The sequence below is a fragment of the Microbacterium sp. RURRCA19A genome (assembly GCF_900156455.1).
Classification (GTDB): domain Bacteria; phylum Actinomycetota; class Actinomycetes; order Actinomycetales; family Microbacteriaceae; genus Microbacterium.
The window spans coordinates 1,575,975-1,588,471 of the sequence record NZ_FTNQ01000001.1 but is presented as its reverse complement, the minus strand read 5'-3'; the positions used below and the strand labels follow the sequence as shown (position 1 = coordinate 1,588,471).

Here is a 12,497-nt window from a genome sequence, read left to right as displayed (position 1 = left end):
GCTCGCATCGTGCCACCTCCGGCCGGGAACGACGTCGGGTTGACGCATCGGTCGGTGGGCGGTGCTCGTCGTAGGCTCGAGGGATGCCGAACACCCCCGACGCGCTCTCGCAGGCGAACTACCAGGTGCGTCTGGAGTGGGGTGAGGCGGGGCTCGCACGGCTCGCTGCCGCCCACGTCGTCGTCGTGGTGCAGACGCTGGGTCTGACCGCGCGGGTGCTCGCGGCGGCCGAGAACGGCGAGACGCTCCCCGCGGAGGACACCGCCGCGGATCGCCTCGCGCTCGCCGCGGAGCGCGCCGGTGCGCACCTCGTGGTCGCCGGGATCCGCAACGCCGCCGCCGTCGCCGCGCACGTGCTCGACGTCCAGCGGTCCCGGGGCGAGCGCACGAGCATCGCGGTCATCGCGGTGGGCGACGTCGATGAGGGGGGCCCGCGGTACGCCGTCGAGGATCTGCTCGGCGCCGGGGCGGTCGTGGCCGCGCTCGGCGACCTCGGCATCGACCACGCCTCGCCGGATGCCGCCGTCGCCGGCGAGGGGTTCCGGGCGCTTCGGGGAGCGGTGCGCCACCTCCTCACCGCCAGCGGCACCGGGCGCCTGCGCGCCGACGCGGGCGAGCGCGACCTCGTGCTCGCCGCGGCCGAGCGCGACGCGGCATCCGTCGTCCCGGTGCTCGGGGACGGGGTCTACGCCGCGGCCTGAAGCGGGGTCGGGCTCAGCGCGGGGTCGCCGCCGCCAACCGCGTCGCGGGGCTGATGTCGCGATGCACCCACGTCAGCGCGAAGCGCGGGTCGAAGTACGGTGCGCACTTCGCGCACGAGGTGGGGCGTGTCGCCCGACGGTGCCGGTAGGCGACGTGACCGGCGGGGCAGGTGCCCACCCACGGCGCCAGTTCGTTCGCCGTCTCGCCGGCGTGGGTGGTGCCGCCGACGTACCCGAGTTCGCGCGCGGCACGCTTCCACACCGGCCCGTGTCCCGCGGGCGCGCCGGCGAGCGCGTGCGCCACCTCGTGCAGCAGCGTCTGGTGGTTGGTGTCGTCGTCATACCGCGCGGCGAGATAGCGCGAGACGCTGATGCGCCGCCGGCCGTAGTCGCACAGTCCCGCCCGGCGCTTGGCGTTGTCGAAGGCGAACGACCACGACTCGTCGAGGTGCAGAGCGATCAATGCCTCTGCCCAGACGCGCACACGTTGCAGATCGGACATGACGGGAATCGTAGAGAGGGGCTCCGACGTCAGCTCGCCACGACCGCGCGTGTGCGTCGGCGATCCGCGGCATCGATCGCGAGGAGCGTCGACTCGAGCTCGGCGTCACTGGCCCCGGCGTTCTGACGGAGGAACAGCGCGCGCTTGAAATCGCGGCGGGCCGACTCGTAGTCGCCCTCGTCGAAGTGGACCTTGCCGCGGTGCTGCAGGGCGAACGCGGCGATGCCCGCCCACCCCTGCCCCTCGGCCTCTTCGGCGCAGGCGGTGAGCTCCTGCTCGGCGGCGGCGAACGCGCCTCGGCACTGCTGGATCGTCGCGTGCAGGATCCGCGCGCGCAGCAGATCGCGACGGGTTCCGGCCATGCGTGCCACGCGCACCGACTGCTCCGACACCGTCAGCGCCTCGTCGAACCGGTCGAGCACCTTCAGGAGCCACGTGCGCTCGAGGAGCGCGGGAAGACTGCGCTGCGAGCCGATCTCCTCGAGCCGTTCCGCGCACTCGTGAGAGTCGGTGATCTCACGCAACGTGTCGGGGTCGTACCCGTGGATATAGCTCACCGTCGCTCCTCTCGAATGGCCGTCGCTTCCAGTCTGCGGTGCGTCGGCAATCGGAGCCGCAACGCCACACCGTCCGGCCGCGAACCGGTCGTGACCGGGTCGTGAGACGGCGCTCACCGATCGAAGATGGATGCCGAGGGCTTCGGTGACGGCGTCGCGTCGGCATCCGTCGCCGGACGTGCGCCGCGGACGAACTCGTCGATCTCGGCCCCCTGGGCGACCTTCGCGGGGTGCGGGCCCGCCGCCATGAGCCGCGGCAGCCACTCCACCGGGAGGGGCGCCGCGGAGGCCGCGACGACGAGGTTGCCGAACCGCCGGCCCTTGAGCACTTGCACCTCGGCGAGCACGATGACCTCGGGCAGAACCTCGCGCACGGTCGCCACCTGACGTCGCGCGAACGCGAGCCCGGGGCCGTCCGAGACGTTGACCAGCAGGACGCCGTCGGGGGCGAGGAGGGACGCCGCTTCGCGGTAGAACTCCACCGTCGTCAGGTGCGCGGGGGTCTGCGCGCCGGAGTACACGTCGCTCACCAGCAGGTCGACGGCGCCGTGCAGTCCGGCGGGCAGGCGCCCGAGCCCGGCACGGGCGTCGCCGATGCGCACGCGGATGGCGGCGCCGCGGGGGAGGGGTAGGTTCTCGCGGACGAGGTCCCACAGCGCCGGTTCCAGCTCGATGACCTGTTGTCGTGATCCCGGCCGCGTCGCCTCGACGTAGCGGGGGAGCGTCAGCGCGCCCGCGCCCAGGTGCACCGCGGTCAGGGGCTGTCCCGGCATCCGGAGTCTGTCGATGACCGCGCCCATGCGCGTGACGTACTCGAAGTGCAGGTGCGTCGGGTCATCGAGGTCGACGTGCGACTGCGGCGTGCCGTCGACGACCAGCTCCGATCCCGACACGAAGGTCGAGGCGGTCACCCGCGCGATCGCCCCGTCGGACAGGCGCGCCGACGGTGCATCGTCCGGTTCCACCCGCATCCGTGCCATGCGTTCAACGGTATCCCGGTCCCCCCTCACGCGCTCGCGACGCGGGGGAGAGGGACGGATGCCAGGGAGTCGGAGGTCAGCAGGGAGACCGTGTCGGTGGGGAGAGGCATCCAGCCCGCCAGGGGGATGCCGGTCGTCGCCACGAGCCGCGCCCCCGACGCGGCGCGGCGGGTGAAGAGGACGTTGTAGTCGTCGCCGTGGCCCGGGGGCAGATCGGCCTCGGCGAATCCCCGGGCGGCGAACGCGGCGCGCGGGGCGGGCCGCGAGGCCGAGGAGTGCACGGCCACGAGCGCCGTCGGGGTGAGGAGGAGGGCGTTGAGGCACGCCTCCGGGTACCGCGTGCGGACGGTGGCCACGGCATCCGCGATCCGCGTCGGGTCGACGGGCGCGCCGGGAGCGAGTGCGCGACGGAGGAACGCGAAGTACAGCTCGCTGTCGTTGGCCCCGCGCAGGCCGTCGCGCTCGCCGTCGGTGAGCTCCGCGCGCAGCAGGTCGGGCGGTGACAGCGCCCCGTTGTGCTGGAATGCCTGGTCGCCGCGCAGGAAGGGCTGCGCCTCCGCCTCGCCGGCGCCGCTTCCGGCGCTGCCGAACCGCAGGTACAGCAGCGCCGCGGTGGAGGGGGCGGGCACCGCCTCGGCGAGATCCCCACGCCGGGCGGGCCGGCCGGCGACGACCCGGGCCGAGACGCCCGTGCTCGTGCGCCAGGCGGCTCCCCACCCGTCGGCGTGCAGGCGGGAGAGAGCGGCGAAGGATGCCAGGGTGTCGTCGCCGAGGGCGGCGGGGGCGTCGATCGGCTCGCTGCCGACGTAGGCGATCATGCGGGACACGGCACCTCCGGGAGCGGGAATCACAGATTGGATCCACATGTAGTATGTTTGGATCCTACTCGGAGGTAACCCGTCCCCCATGAACCCGCTCCCCATCGCAGACGCCGCACCGGCCTCGGCATCCGCGCGCACCGCGGACGGATCCTCCATCGACGTCGCCGCCGAGCGTGAACGCACCACGGGCTCGACGCTCGCGAGCCACTTCAACGCCGCGGGCGCGGCGCTCCCGTCTCACCGCGTGGTCGCCACGGTCGTCGAGCATCTCCGCCGGGAAGAGGCGAAGGGCGGCTACGAGGCCGCCGCGGAGCGACGCGTCCACCTCGACGCGGTCTACGCCTCGGCCGCCGGCCTCGTCGGCGCCGATCCGAGCGAGATCGCCCTGTTCGACAGTGCATCCACCGGGCTCCGGGTCATGCTCGACGCGCTCCGTCCCACCCGGGGGCAGCGCATCGTCGCCTCCAGCAGCACGTACGTCAGCCACGCGCTGCACCTCATGAGCCTCGCCCGCGAGCAGGGGATCGACCTCGTGATCGCCCCCTACGACGAGCGCCGCCGCGTCGACGTCGCCGCCCTCGACGCCCTGCTGTCCGACGGGGTGCCCTCGATCGTGACGGTCGCCCACGTGCCCACGTCGTCGGGCCTCGTGGAGCCGGCCGCCCAGATCGGGGCGGTCGTGCGGCGCCACGGCGGGACCTACATCCTCGACGCCACCCAGTCGGTCGGTCACCTGACGGTGGACGTCGCCGAGATCGGGTGCGACGTCATGGTCACCACCGGACGGAAGTTTCTCCGCGCCCCCCGCGGCACGGGGTTCGCGTACGTGCGCGACACCCTCCGCGAGCGTCTGCTGCCCGCCGCGCCCGACGTCCGGGGTGCACGCTGGACGACGGGATCCGACTGGGAGCTCGACGCCTCGGCACGGCGGTACGAGACGTGGGAGGGCGCGATCGCCGCGCGCCTCGGGCTCGGCGCCGCGCTGGACGAGGCCGCCGAACGCGGCATCCCCGCGACCGAGGCGTGGCTCGTGGATGCCGGTCGACGGCTCCGCGAGGCGCTCGGCGACCTCGACGGCGTGACGCTCGCGGACCCCGTGGGAACCCGCTCGGCCATCGTGACCTTCGTCATCGAGGGCGTCGCATCCGCCGATGCGGTCGTCGAGCTTGCGCGCCGCGGCGTCCGTGTCGTCTCGGTGCCGGCGACGCACGGACAGTGGGACCTGGGCGACCGGGGCGTGCAGAGCGTCGTCCGTGCCTCGCCGCACGTGTACAACGACGACACCGACCTGTCCGCCCTCGTCGACGGGGTCGCGGCGATCGCCACCGGGATCACCCGATGACCGCGGTCGTGTCGGCGGACGTCGTCGTGCTCGGGCTCGGCATCCACGGAATGTCCACCGTCGCCTCGCTCGCGCGCCGCGGCGTACGGGTCGTCGGGATCGATCGGTTCGCGCCCGGGCACTCCCGCGGTTCCTCGCACGGGCGCACCCGCATGATCCGCCGTGCGTATCCGAACCCGGTGTGGAACCCGCTCGTCGAGAAGGCCTTCGACGCCTGGGACGCGCTCGAACGCGCGTCGGGGGAGACGCTCCTGCATCGCACGGGCGGTCTGTACGCCCACGAAGGCGCATCCCAGCTGCAGGGACCCGACTGCGTCCTGGTCGACGACCGCGACGAGATGGCGGCCCTCATGCCCGGGTTCGTCGTGCCCGAGGGGTACCGCGCCGTGTACGACCCGTCGGCGGGCGTGCTGGAGGCCGAAGACGCGCTGGTCGCGTTGCGTCGGCTCGCTCTGGCCGGGGGCGCCGATCTCCGCGACGGCGAGCGCGTGCTCGGCTGGGACACGATCGCGGAGGGCGTCGAGGTCCGCACCGACCGCGGTGTCGTCCGCGCCGCGCGGCTGGTGGTCGCCGGAGGCTCATGGACCGACCGCCTGCTGCCGCAGCTCTCGGGCCTCCTCGAGGTGTGGCGCATCCTCACCGTCACCGTGCGCGCCGGGCAACCCGCCGGGATGCCGCCGGCGCTCGGGGCGTTCTCGGTGGACCGCGCAGACGGCCTCGTCTTCGGTATCCCGGATGCCGCTGGCAACGGCGTGAAGCTCGGAGTGGATGCCGGAGAGGTCTGGGACCCCGAGACCCCCGTCGCCCGGCCGACCCCCGCCGAGGTCGAGGCGCTGCGCGACCTGCTGCACTCGTTCGTGCCGGGCCTGGACACCGCTCCGGTCGAGGCGGCCGCGTGCCTGTACACGATGACCGAGGACAAGCGCTTCGTCATCGGACCGCTCGCCGACGCCCCCGAGATCATCGCGGTCTCGGCGTGCTCGGGGCACGGGTTCAAGTTCGGGCCCGCGATCGGCGACGCCGTCGCGGACCTCGCCACGGGCATCGCCCGCCCCGACCTGGACTTCGTCTCGACCGCTCGCCGAGGACTCTGACATGACCATCGCCCTCGCCGCCCCCCACGCCGCCGCCGTCGCCGCGGGACGCTCCGCGATCGCCGCGGGAGGCAACGCCCTGGATGCCGCGCTCGCCGCGGCCGCCATGCTCACCGTCGTCTACCCGCATCAGTGCGCCATCGGTGGCGACGTCATCGCCCTGGTGCGCCGACCGGACGGCTCCACGACCGCCGTCGTCGCCGCCGGCACCGCGCCGGCCGCCGTGGCCGAAGCCGCGGCCGCCTGGACCGAGGTGCCGCGCGCCGGAGCGAGCTCGGTGACCGTGCCGGGCATGGTCGCCGGGTGGATGGCGATCGCCGGGCTCGGTGCGGTCCTGCCGGTGTCCCGGGCGCTGGCGGAAGCCGCCGAGGTCGCCGAGACCGGCACACCGGTCAGTGCAGGTCTGGCCCGCGCGCTGGTCTCGCGCGCCGACGCGATCCATGCCGACGCCGGGCTGCGCGCGGTGTTCACTCGGACCGGCACGCTGCTCGCCGAGGGGGACGTGCTCGTCCAGCCCGCGCTCGCGGATTCGCTCCGCCGCCTGGCGGCCGACCCGCGCGACTTCTACGACGGCGAGATCGCCCTCTCCCTCGTCCGCACGCTGCGGGAGCACGGCGGCACCCACACGGAGGAGGACTTCGCCGGGTACGGCCCCGAGGTCGTCCCCGCCCTGACCCGCACGATCGGCGACGCGGAGTACAGCGTCGCCCCGCCGCCGTCGGTGGGCGCGATCCTCGTCGGCGTCGCCGCGGCGGGCGCGCGCGAGCCGGGTGCGGCGGAGCTGCTGGAGGCGAGCGTCCGCGGTGCACGGGCGCGCGGGGCCCACCTCGGCGACCCCGCCGCGGGCCCGGTCGACCTCGACGCGTTGCTGACCCTCGACGCGCCCCCGCTCACCGGCCCGGGCGAGCCGCGCCCGCAGGGCGACACCGCCGCGGTGGTCGCGATCGACGACGACGGGTTCGCCGTCACGATCGTGCAGAGCGTCTACCAGACCTTCGGTTCCGGATTGCTGGATCCCACGACCGGCATCCTGCTCCACAACCGCGGCGGGGCGTTCTCGATCGACCCGGCCTCGCCGGCCGTGATCCGCCCCGGCGCCCGCCCGCCCCACACCCTCGCCCCGGCGATCGTCGACCGCGGTGACGTGACGGTGGTGGCCGGATGCCAGGGCGGTCGCGCGCAGCCCTGGATCCTCGCACAGCTGCTTCCCGACGCCACCGATCCCGCCACCGATCTCGACGAACTGCTCGGTCGCCCGCGCTGGGTCATCGGCGACCGCGACCTCGGCCACGACCGTCTGACGCTCGTGACCGAGCCCGGGGTCGGTCCCGAGGTGATCGAACGGGCGGAGTCCCTCGACCTCGGCGTCGCCGCCTTCCCCGGCCCCGCCGACGAAGCCGGACACGTCCAGCTGGTGCGCCGTGTCGGCGCCGCCGGCGTGCGCGACGCCGCGAGCGATCCCCGTGCCGACGGGGTCGCCGTGCTCCTTCCGGCATCCTGATCCCACAGCCCCACCCGTCCCACCGCACCAAGGAGAACCGATGACCGCCGACCGGCACTGGAGCGACCCCCTCACCCCGAGCGAGATCGTCGAGATCACCGCGCTCGTGCGCGCGGACGAACGCATCGGCGCCGAACCCCGCTTCTGGGGCATCGCCGTCGAGGAGGGACTCGCCCGCAGCCTCGCGCCCGGCCAGGGGCGCCCCGTGCGCCTGATCGTGATGAACCCCGCGGCGCACGCCGCGTGGGAGGTCACCGGCTGGACCTCGGGTGCGGATCGCGCCGAGGCGTCGCTGGCATCCTGGAGCCCGGTGGATGCCAAGCGCCCCGGCGTCTCGAGCGACGAGGCGCGCGCGATCGCCCGCGCCGCCCGCGAGCACCCACTGCTGAAGGAGGCCCTCGCCAAGCGCGGGATCACCGACACCACGCACGTGTGGGTCGACCCCGAGTCGATCACCGGCTTCGAGCCCGAGGACCTCATCGACCGTCGTCTGTCGTGGGGCACCGTCTGGTACCGCGAGAACGCGGACGACAACGGCTACGCCCGCCCGGTCGCCGGGCTCGTACCCATCCTCGACCTCGAGACCCTCGACATCATCCGGATCGAGGACCACGGCGTCATCCCGATGGCCAGCGAGGGCGGCAACTACCGCTCGGGCACGTGGGGGCCCGACCGCCACGTCGCCCCGCTGGAGATCACGCAGCCCGAGGGTCCCGGCTTCACCGTCGAGGGCCACAAGGTCACGTGGCAGAACTGGTCGTTCCGCATCGGCTTCACGCACCGTGAGGGGCTCGTCCTGCACGACATCGCGTACCGCGACGGCGATGTCGAGCGTCCCGTCCTCCGCCGCGCCGCGGTGAACGAGATGTACGTGCCGTACCTCGACTCCGACCCCACGGCGTACCGCAAGAACTTCTTCGACTGGGGCGAGTACGGGGCCGGCCCCCTCACGGCATCCCTCGAACTCGGATGCGACTGCCTCGGCGAGATCCACTACTTCGACGCCCACGTGCTCGACGGGATGGGCGAGGCGCAGACGATCACGAACGGCGTGTGCCTGCACGAGGAGGACTCGTCCATCCTCTGGAAGCACGTCAACACCCGCACGGGCGAGGCCGACGTCCGCCGCTCGCGGCGCCTGGTGATCTCGTTCTTCGCCACCGTCGCCAACTACGACTACGGCTTCTACTGGTCGCTGTACCAGGACGGCTCGATCGAACTGGAGATCAAGCTCACCGGCATCCTGTCGGTGTCGGGCATCGACGACGGCAAGATGCCCGCGTTCGGCCGCATGGTCAGCCCGAACGTCCAGGCGCCCACGCACCAGCACTACTTCGCCGTGCGCATGGACACCGCGATCGACGGCCCGAAGAACCGTCTGGTCGAGGTGCACGCCGAGGTCGAGGAGGACGAAGAGCTCAACCCCTGGGGCAACGCCGTGAAGATGGTGTCGGAGGTCATCGCGTCGGAGAAGGATGCCGGGCGCATGGCCGACGCGTCGCGCGCGGTGCACTGGCGGGTCGAGAACACCGAGCGCACCAACCGCTTCGGCGAGAACACCGCCTACCGGCTGTCGGCGATGCACACCACGCGTCTGTTCGCGAAGCCCGGCAGCATCGTCGCGCGGAAGGCCCCCTTCGTCTCGAAGCACCTGTGGGCCACCGCGTACGACCCGAACGAGCGATTCATCACGGGCGACTACCCCAACCAGGCGCCGCTCGAGGCCGAGGGCATCACGGCCTGGCAGCAGGCCGACCGTCCGCTCGACGGCGCCGAGCTCGTGCTGTGGCCGATCGTCGGCGTGCACCACTACCCGAAGCCCGAGGAGTGGCCGATCATGCCGGTGCACCGCATCGGCCTGCGGTTCGAACCCGATGGCTTCTTCACGCGCAACCCGTCGCTCGACCTGCCGCCGTCTTCGGGCGGCGACCACTGCCACGCGCCGACGCCCGGTGCCGGGGGCGCGGTGGCCGAGGGGCACGCGCTCCACGGGCACGACGCCGGCGGGCACGAGCACTCCTGCCACTGATGGGGGAGGTCCTGCACGTCGGTGCGCTGGTGACGACGGCGGCGGGCGCGTGCTGCGTCGCCGCCGACCGTCCCGCCGCACGTGTGCGGGAGCTGCTCATCGCGGCGCTCATGCTGCTCGCGATGGGCGACATGGTGCTCGGCGGTGGGAGCGTGCCGGCGGTGTTCTGGGCGGCGGCGCTCCTGCTCGCCGCGCTCGTGGCCGTGGCCCCGGGACGCACGCGGCGCGGAAAGGACCGGCGGATGCGGGCGTTCGACGCCCTCGGCGCCGTGCTCATGGCATCCCTTCTGCTGGCGGCGCACGTCCCGGCATCGCCGGGCTCGTCCCACCACGGTTCGGGGGCGATGCCACTCGTGGTGCTGACGCTCGTCGGGGTGGCCGCGTACGCCGTCGCGGGTGTGGTGCTGTTCGTCACGGCGCACCGCGATCGGCCGCTCATCACACGGCTGCCGCCGCTCGCGATGGGCGCGTCGGCGGTGCTGATGGCGGCGCCGCTCGTGGTGGGATGAGGGGCGCCGCGCGAGGATCTGTCGCCGGACTGAAGCTCGCTCGTTGTGGCCACGCAGCGAACTTACTGAGACTGACGTGACACTAGATGTCACGCTAGTCTCAGTAAGGGAGGTGGATCCGATGGTCAACGACGTCGACGCGCTACGAGCAATCGAGCGTGCGCCGCTACGGACGGTGCGCCCTCAAGACCTGGAATCGGACCTCTCCCATGCGCGCCGCACCATCGCTCGACTCGTCGACCGCGGGGCGCTGGTCCGTCTCGCGAAAGGCGTCTACGCGGCACCCCCGGAGGGGCGCGATGGCCGCCAGTGGCGCCCCACCCTGGAAACGGCGGGGCTGGCTGTGGCGACTGCGCGGTTCGGCAACCGCAATGCCATCCTCATGGGGCTCGGTGCCGCGCGCCATTGGGCAGCGATTCCTCGCGCTATCGGAGCGACGACCGTTGCCATCCCTGAGGCGGGACGACCTCCCGTGACCCTCGACGGCGGGGGCATGATTCACCTGATCCCCCGGGATGTCGAGCGTCTCGACGCCGCCCTGGAGCAGAACGAACTCGGACGTGCTCTGGTGACCACGCCGGCGCAGACGCTGTACGACCTCCTGATGAAGCCGGGCCAGGGAGGCATGCCAGATGAGGCCCTCGCCGCGGCACGTCATCTGCGCGGGCAGGTCGGGCCAGCGGATCTGCGGCGTGTGGTCGACACGCTCGGTCGCGCGAACCCGGCCGTGCGGGACGTCTTGAATGCCTTGGAGCGAGAGGTCCCTCGGGTCGAAGGGGCATGAGGGGGTAGGAGCCCCACGGCGACGGAGGCTCGCACGGCGTCTTCGACTAACTGATCCGCCTGGGGTCGTCACGGGCGATGCGCCGGACACTGCTGTTCGCCATCACGAGTCTGGGGTAGGCCGCATTGGCTTTGTGTACGAGCGAGAGCATCTGGTTGAGGCGGCTGCTCGTCTTGACGCCGAGGAGGTTGTCGTGATGCGCAACGCGATTTCGCAGACGCCGAATGCTGTCGAGTTGCTCACCGATCTTCGCCCGCCCCGCGTCAGACTGGTCCGCTCCCGGGAACGCGGTGTTCAGGCCCGCTGACCACAACGCCACCTGGCGATGAGGTGACTCGACCTTGGACATCGGCTGGAGCAGCTTGACCCAAGTGCCGAACATCAGTTGCGCCACGATGTCATCGTGCCCAGCGAGCGAACCGTGCCGTGGGTGACCGCTCGTGCGAAGTCCCGCCTCACGTGTGGCGGCTCTTCGGGCTTTGTTCAGATCATCTTTCAGGAGTGTGTAGAGGGGCTCCTTGGCATTGCCTGGGAGAGTCCATTCCGCTGATCCGCCGTTCGCGACGTTCCACGAGGACACCGCGCGATCCAGGGCATTGCGAATGGCCACCTCGACCAGCGAGATCTGGGCGTGGAGCGCGCCGGACAGTTCGTTCGCCCAAAGATAGGTCGACCAGGCCCGCTCGAGATCCTGCCCGGCATCGTCCATGTAGGGTCGCAATCTGGGCTCGCTCAGCAGGAGCCGCCGGACATCAGGTTGACTCGACACGACGTAGAACGTACCGTGGAGACCAGAGCGACGGGCTTGGACCGTCGTGCCTATCCCAGAATCCCCTCGCTTCGCGGGGGGATTCTTGTTTCCGCACCGCGACCTTCTGGCCCCCGCCGCGTCAGCCCGTGAACACCGTCGCGGAGCGGCGCTCGTACCAGCGGGCGAGCTGCTCGCCGGCCTTCAGGACGTGCTCGCGCATCTCGCGGCGGGCGGCCTCGGCGTCGCCGCGCTCGATCGCCTCCATGATCCGCACGTGCTCCTGGAAGTTCTCCTCGCGGTGGCGGTCGTCACCGACGAGCAACTGCGCCGAGACGTTGCGGGGGAAGGTCTCGTTGATCTCCTCGATCGCGCGGGCGAGCCGTGCGTTGGCGGAGACCTGCGCGATCGTGTTGTGGAAGACGTCGTTCTCGCGGCGGCTGGCGAGGGCGGGGTCGCCCTGCCCGCGCTCGCGCTCGACCGAGCGGTCGTACATGTCCTGGTTCGCTTCGCGCAGCCGCGTGATGTCGCCGCGCGAGATGCGCTCTACGGCGCGGGCGGCAGCGAGGGCCTCGAGTTCGGCGCGGACCTCGTAGGCCTCGCGCACCTCCCACGGCGCGGGCACACGCACCACGGCGCCGCGGTTGGGCAGCACCTCGATGAGGCCGCCGGTCTGGAGCTGGCGCAGGGCCTCGCGCACCGGGGTGCGGCTGACGCCGAAGTCGCTCGCGAGTTCCGCCTGGCGCAGCTGGGCGCCGATCGGAATGTCGCCGGACATGATCCGTTCGCGGATCTTGGCGGCGATCTCATCGACGAGGGCGTGTCCCCCGGCGGCCGAGATCTCGGTGTCCCCCCGTGCGGCCATGCTGCCCCTCTCGGTCGATCGTGGTCGCGATCCCACGAGGTGCGAACCTAGCAGAACGGCTGAC

13 protein-coding genes are annotated in these 12,497 nt (G+C 72.4%); 7 read left to right on the top strand and 6 right to left on the bottom strand.

Annotated features, from left to right (window positions below):
• The first annotated feature begins 83 nt into the window (after positions 1-83).
• Positions 84-701 (top strand): 2-phosphosulfolactate phosphatase, encoded by a 618-nt coding sequence (locus BW982_RS07630; protein ID WP_076491510.1) that lies wholly within the window; start codon positions 84-86, stop codon positions 699-701.
• Between the two features lie 13 nt (positions 702-714).
• Here the strand turns inward: BW982_RS07630 and BW982_RS07625 are convergent, their stop codons facing one another.
• The 4 genes from BW982_RS07625 to BW982_RS07610 all read right to left on the bottom strand — a co-directional run bounded on the left by BW982_RS07625 (position 715) and on the right by BW982_RS07610 (position 3,558).
• Positions 715-1,203: a SprT-like domain-containing protein gene (locus BW982_RS07625; RefSeq protein ID WP_076491508.1), complete on the bottom strand. Its 489-nt coding sequence runs from the start codon at positions 1,201-1,203 to the stop codon at positions 715-717.
• A gap of 29 nt (positions 1,204-1,232) precedes the next feature.
• The gene (locus tag BW982_RS07620; protein ID WP_076491505.1) at positions 1,233-1,760 is read right to left on the bottom strand and encodes a tetratricopeptide repeat protein; all 528 of its coding nucleotides are present in this window, start codon (positions 1,758-1,760) and stop codon (positions 1,233-1,235) included.
• Positions 1,761-1,873: 113 nt separating this feature from the next.
• Positions 1,874-2,740, bottom strand: a complete 867-nt coding sequence (locus BW982_RS07615) for a spermidine synthase (protein ID WP_076491502.1) — start codon at positions 2,738-2,740, stop codon at positions 1,874-1,876.
• 26 nt (positions 2,741-2,766) lie between these two features.
• Entirely contained in the window at positions 2,767-3,558 is a 792-nt protein-coding gene (locus BW982_RS07610) for a class II glutamine amidotransferase (protein ID WP_175611054.1), read from the bottom strand.
• Between the two features lie 88 nt (positions 3,559-3,646).
• Here BW982_RS07610 and BW982_RS07605 point away from each other — a divergent pair, with 88 nt between their 5' ends.
• From BW982_RS07605 to BW982_RS07580, 6 genes are all read left to right on the top strand, one after another.
• The gene (locus tag BW982_RS07605; RefSeq protein ID WP_083696553.1) at positions 3,647-4,903 is read left to right on the top strand and encodes an aminotransferase class V-fold PLP-dependent enzyme; all 1,257 of its coding nucleotides are present in this window, start codon (positions 3,647-3,649) and stop codon (positions 4,901-4,903) included.
• On the top strand, positions 4,900-5,997 hold the full coding sequence (gene solA, locus BW982_RS07600) for an N-methyl-L-tryptophan oxidase (RefSeq protein ID WP_076491496.1): 1,098 nt from the start codon (positions 4,900-4,902) through the stop codon (positions 5,995-5,997). Before BW982_RS07605 ends, solA begins: the two co-directional genes overlap by 4 nt.
• Position 5,998: 1 nt before the next feature.
• On the top strand, positions 5,999-7,498 hold the full coding sequence (locus BW982_RS07595; protein ID WP_076491493.1) for a gamma-glutamyltransferase: 1,500 nt from the start codon (positions 5,999-6,001) through the stop codon (positions 7,496-7,498).
• A gap of 40 nt (positions 7,499-7,538) precedes the next feature.
• Entirely contained in the window at positions 7,539-9,527 is a 1,989-nt protein-coding gene (locus BW982_RS07590; protein ID WP_076491490.1) for a primary-amine oxidase, read from the top strand.
• Positions 9,527-10,036, top strand: coding sequence for a hypothetical protein (locus BW982_RS07585; protein WP_076491487.1), 510 nt, complete (start codon positions 9,527-9,529; stop codon positions 10,034-10,036). Before BW982_RS07590 ends, BW982_RS07585 begins: the two co-directional genes overlap by 1 nt.
• A gap of 121 nt (positions 10,037-10,157) precedes the next feature.
• Positions 10,158-10,820 (top strand): type IV toxin-antitoxin system AbiEi family antitoxin domain-containing protein, encoded by a 663-nt coding sequence (locus BW982_RS07580; RefSeq protein WP_076491484.1) that lies wholly within the window; start codon positions 10,158-10,160, stop codon positions 10,818-10,820.
• 46 nt (positions 10,821-10,866) lie between these two features.
• Here the strand turns inward: BW982_RS07580 and BW982_RS07575 are convergent, their stop codons facing one another.
• Entirely contained in the window at positions 10,867-11,529 is a 663-nt protein-coding gene (locus BW982_RS07575) for an Abi family protein (RefSeq protein WP_076491481.1), read from the bottom strand.
• Between the two features lie 181 nt (positions 11,530-11,710).
• Positions 11,711-12,433 carry a GntR family transcriptional regulator gene (locus tag BW982_RS07570; protein WP_076491478.1) on the bottom strand — a complete coding sequence of 241 codons (723 nt, stop codon included), beginning with the start codon at positions 12,431-12,433 and terminating at the stop codon, positions 11,711-11,713.
• Between the last annotated feature and the right edge of the window lie 64 nt (positions 12,434-12,497).

Coding starts and splice junctions, on each gene's coding strand:
- BW982_RS07630 (WP_076491510.1), top strand. CDS start 84: ATGCCGAACACCCCCGACGCGCTCTCGCAGGCGAACTACCAGGTGCGT.
- BW982_RS07625 (WP_076491508.1), bottom strand. CDS start 1,203: ATGTCCGATCTGCAACGTGTGCGCGTCTGGGCAGAGGCATTGATCGCT.
- BW982_RS07615 (WP_076491502.1), bottom strand. CDS start 2,740: ATGGCACGGATGCGGGTGGAACCGGACGATGCACCGTCGGCGCGCCTG.
- BW982_RS07610 (WP_175611054.1), bottom strand. CDS start 3,558: ATGATCGCCTACGTCGGCAGCGAGCCGATCGACGCCCCCGCCGCCCTC.
- BW982_RS07605 (WP_083696553.1), top strand. CDS start 3,647: ATGAACCCGCTCCCCATCGCAGACGCCGCACCGGCCTCGGCATCCGCG.
- solA (WP_076491496.1), top strand. CDS start 4,900: ATGACCGCGGTCGTGTCGGCGGACGTCGTCGTGCTCGGGCTCGGCATC.
- BW982_RS07595 (WP_076491493.1), top strand. CDS start 5,999: ATGACCATCGCCCTCGCCGCCCCCCACGCCGCCGCCGTCGCCGCGGGA.
- BW982_RS07590 (WP_076491490.1), top strand. CDS start 7,539: ATGACCGCCGACCGGCACTGGAGCGACCCCCTCACCCCGAGCGAGATC.
- BW982_RS07585 (WP_076491487.1), top strand. CDS start 9,527: ATGGGGGAGGTCCTGCACGTCGGTGCGCTGGTGACGACGGCGGCGGGC.
- BW982_RS07580 (WP_076491484.1), top strand. CDS start 10,158: ATGGTCAACGACGTCGACGCGCTACGAGCAATCGAGCGTGCGCCGCTA.
- BW982_RS07575 (WP_076491481.1), bottom strand. CDS start 11,529: ATGGACGATGCCGGGCAGGATCTCGAGCGGGCCTGGTCGACCTATCTT.
- BW982_RS07570 (WP_076491478.1), bottom strand. CDS start 12,433: ATGGCCGCACGGGGGGACACCGAGATCTCGGCCGCCGGGGGACACGCC.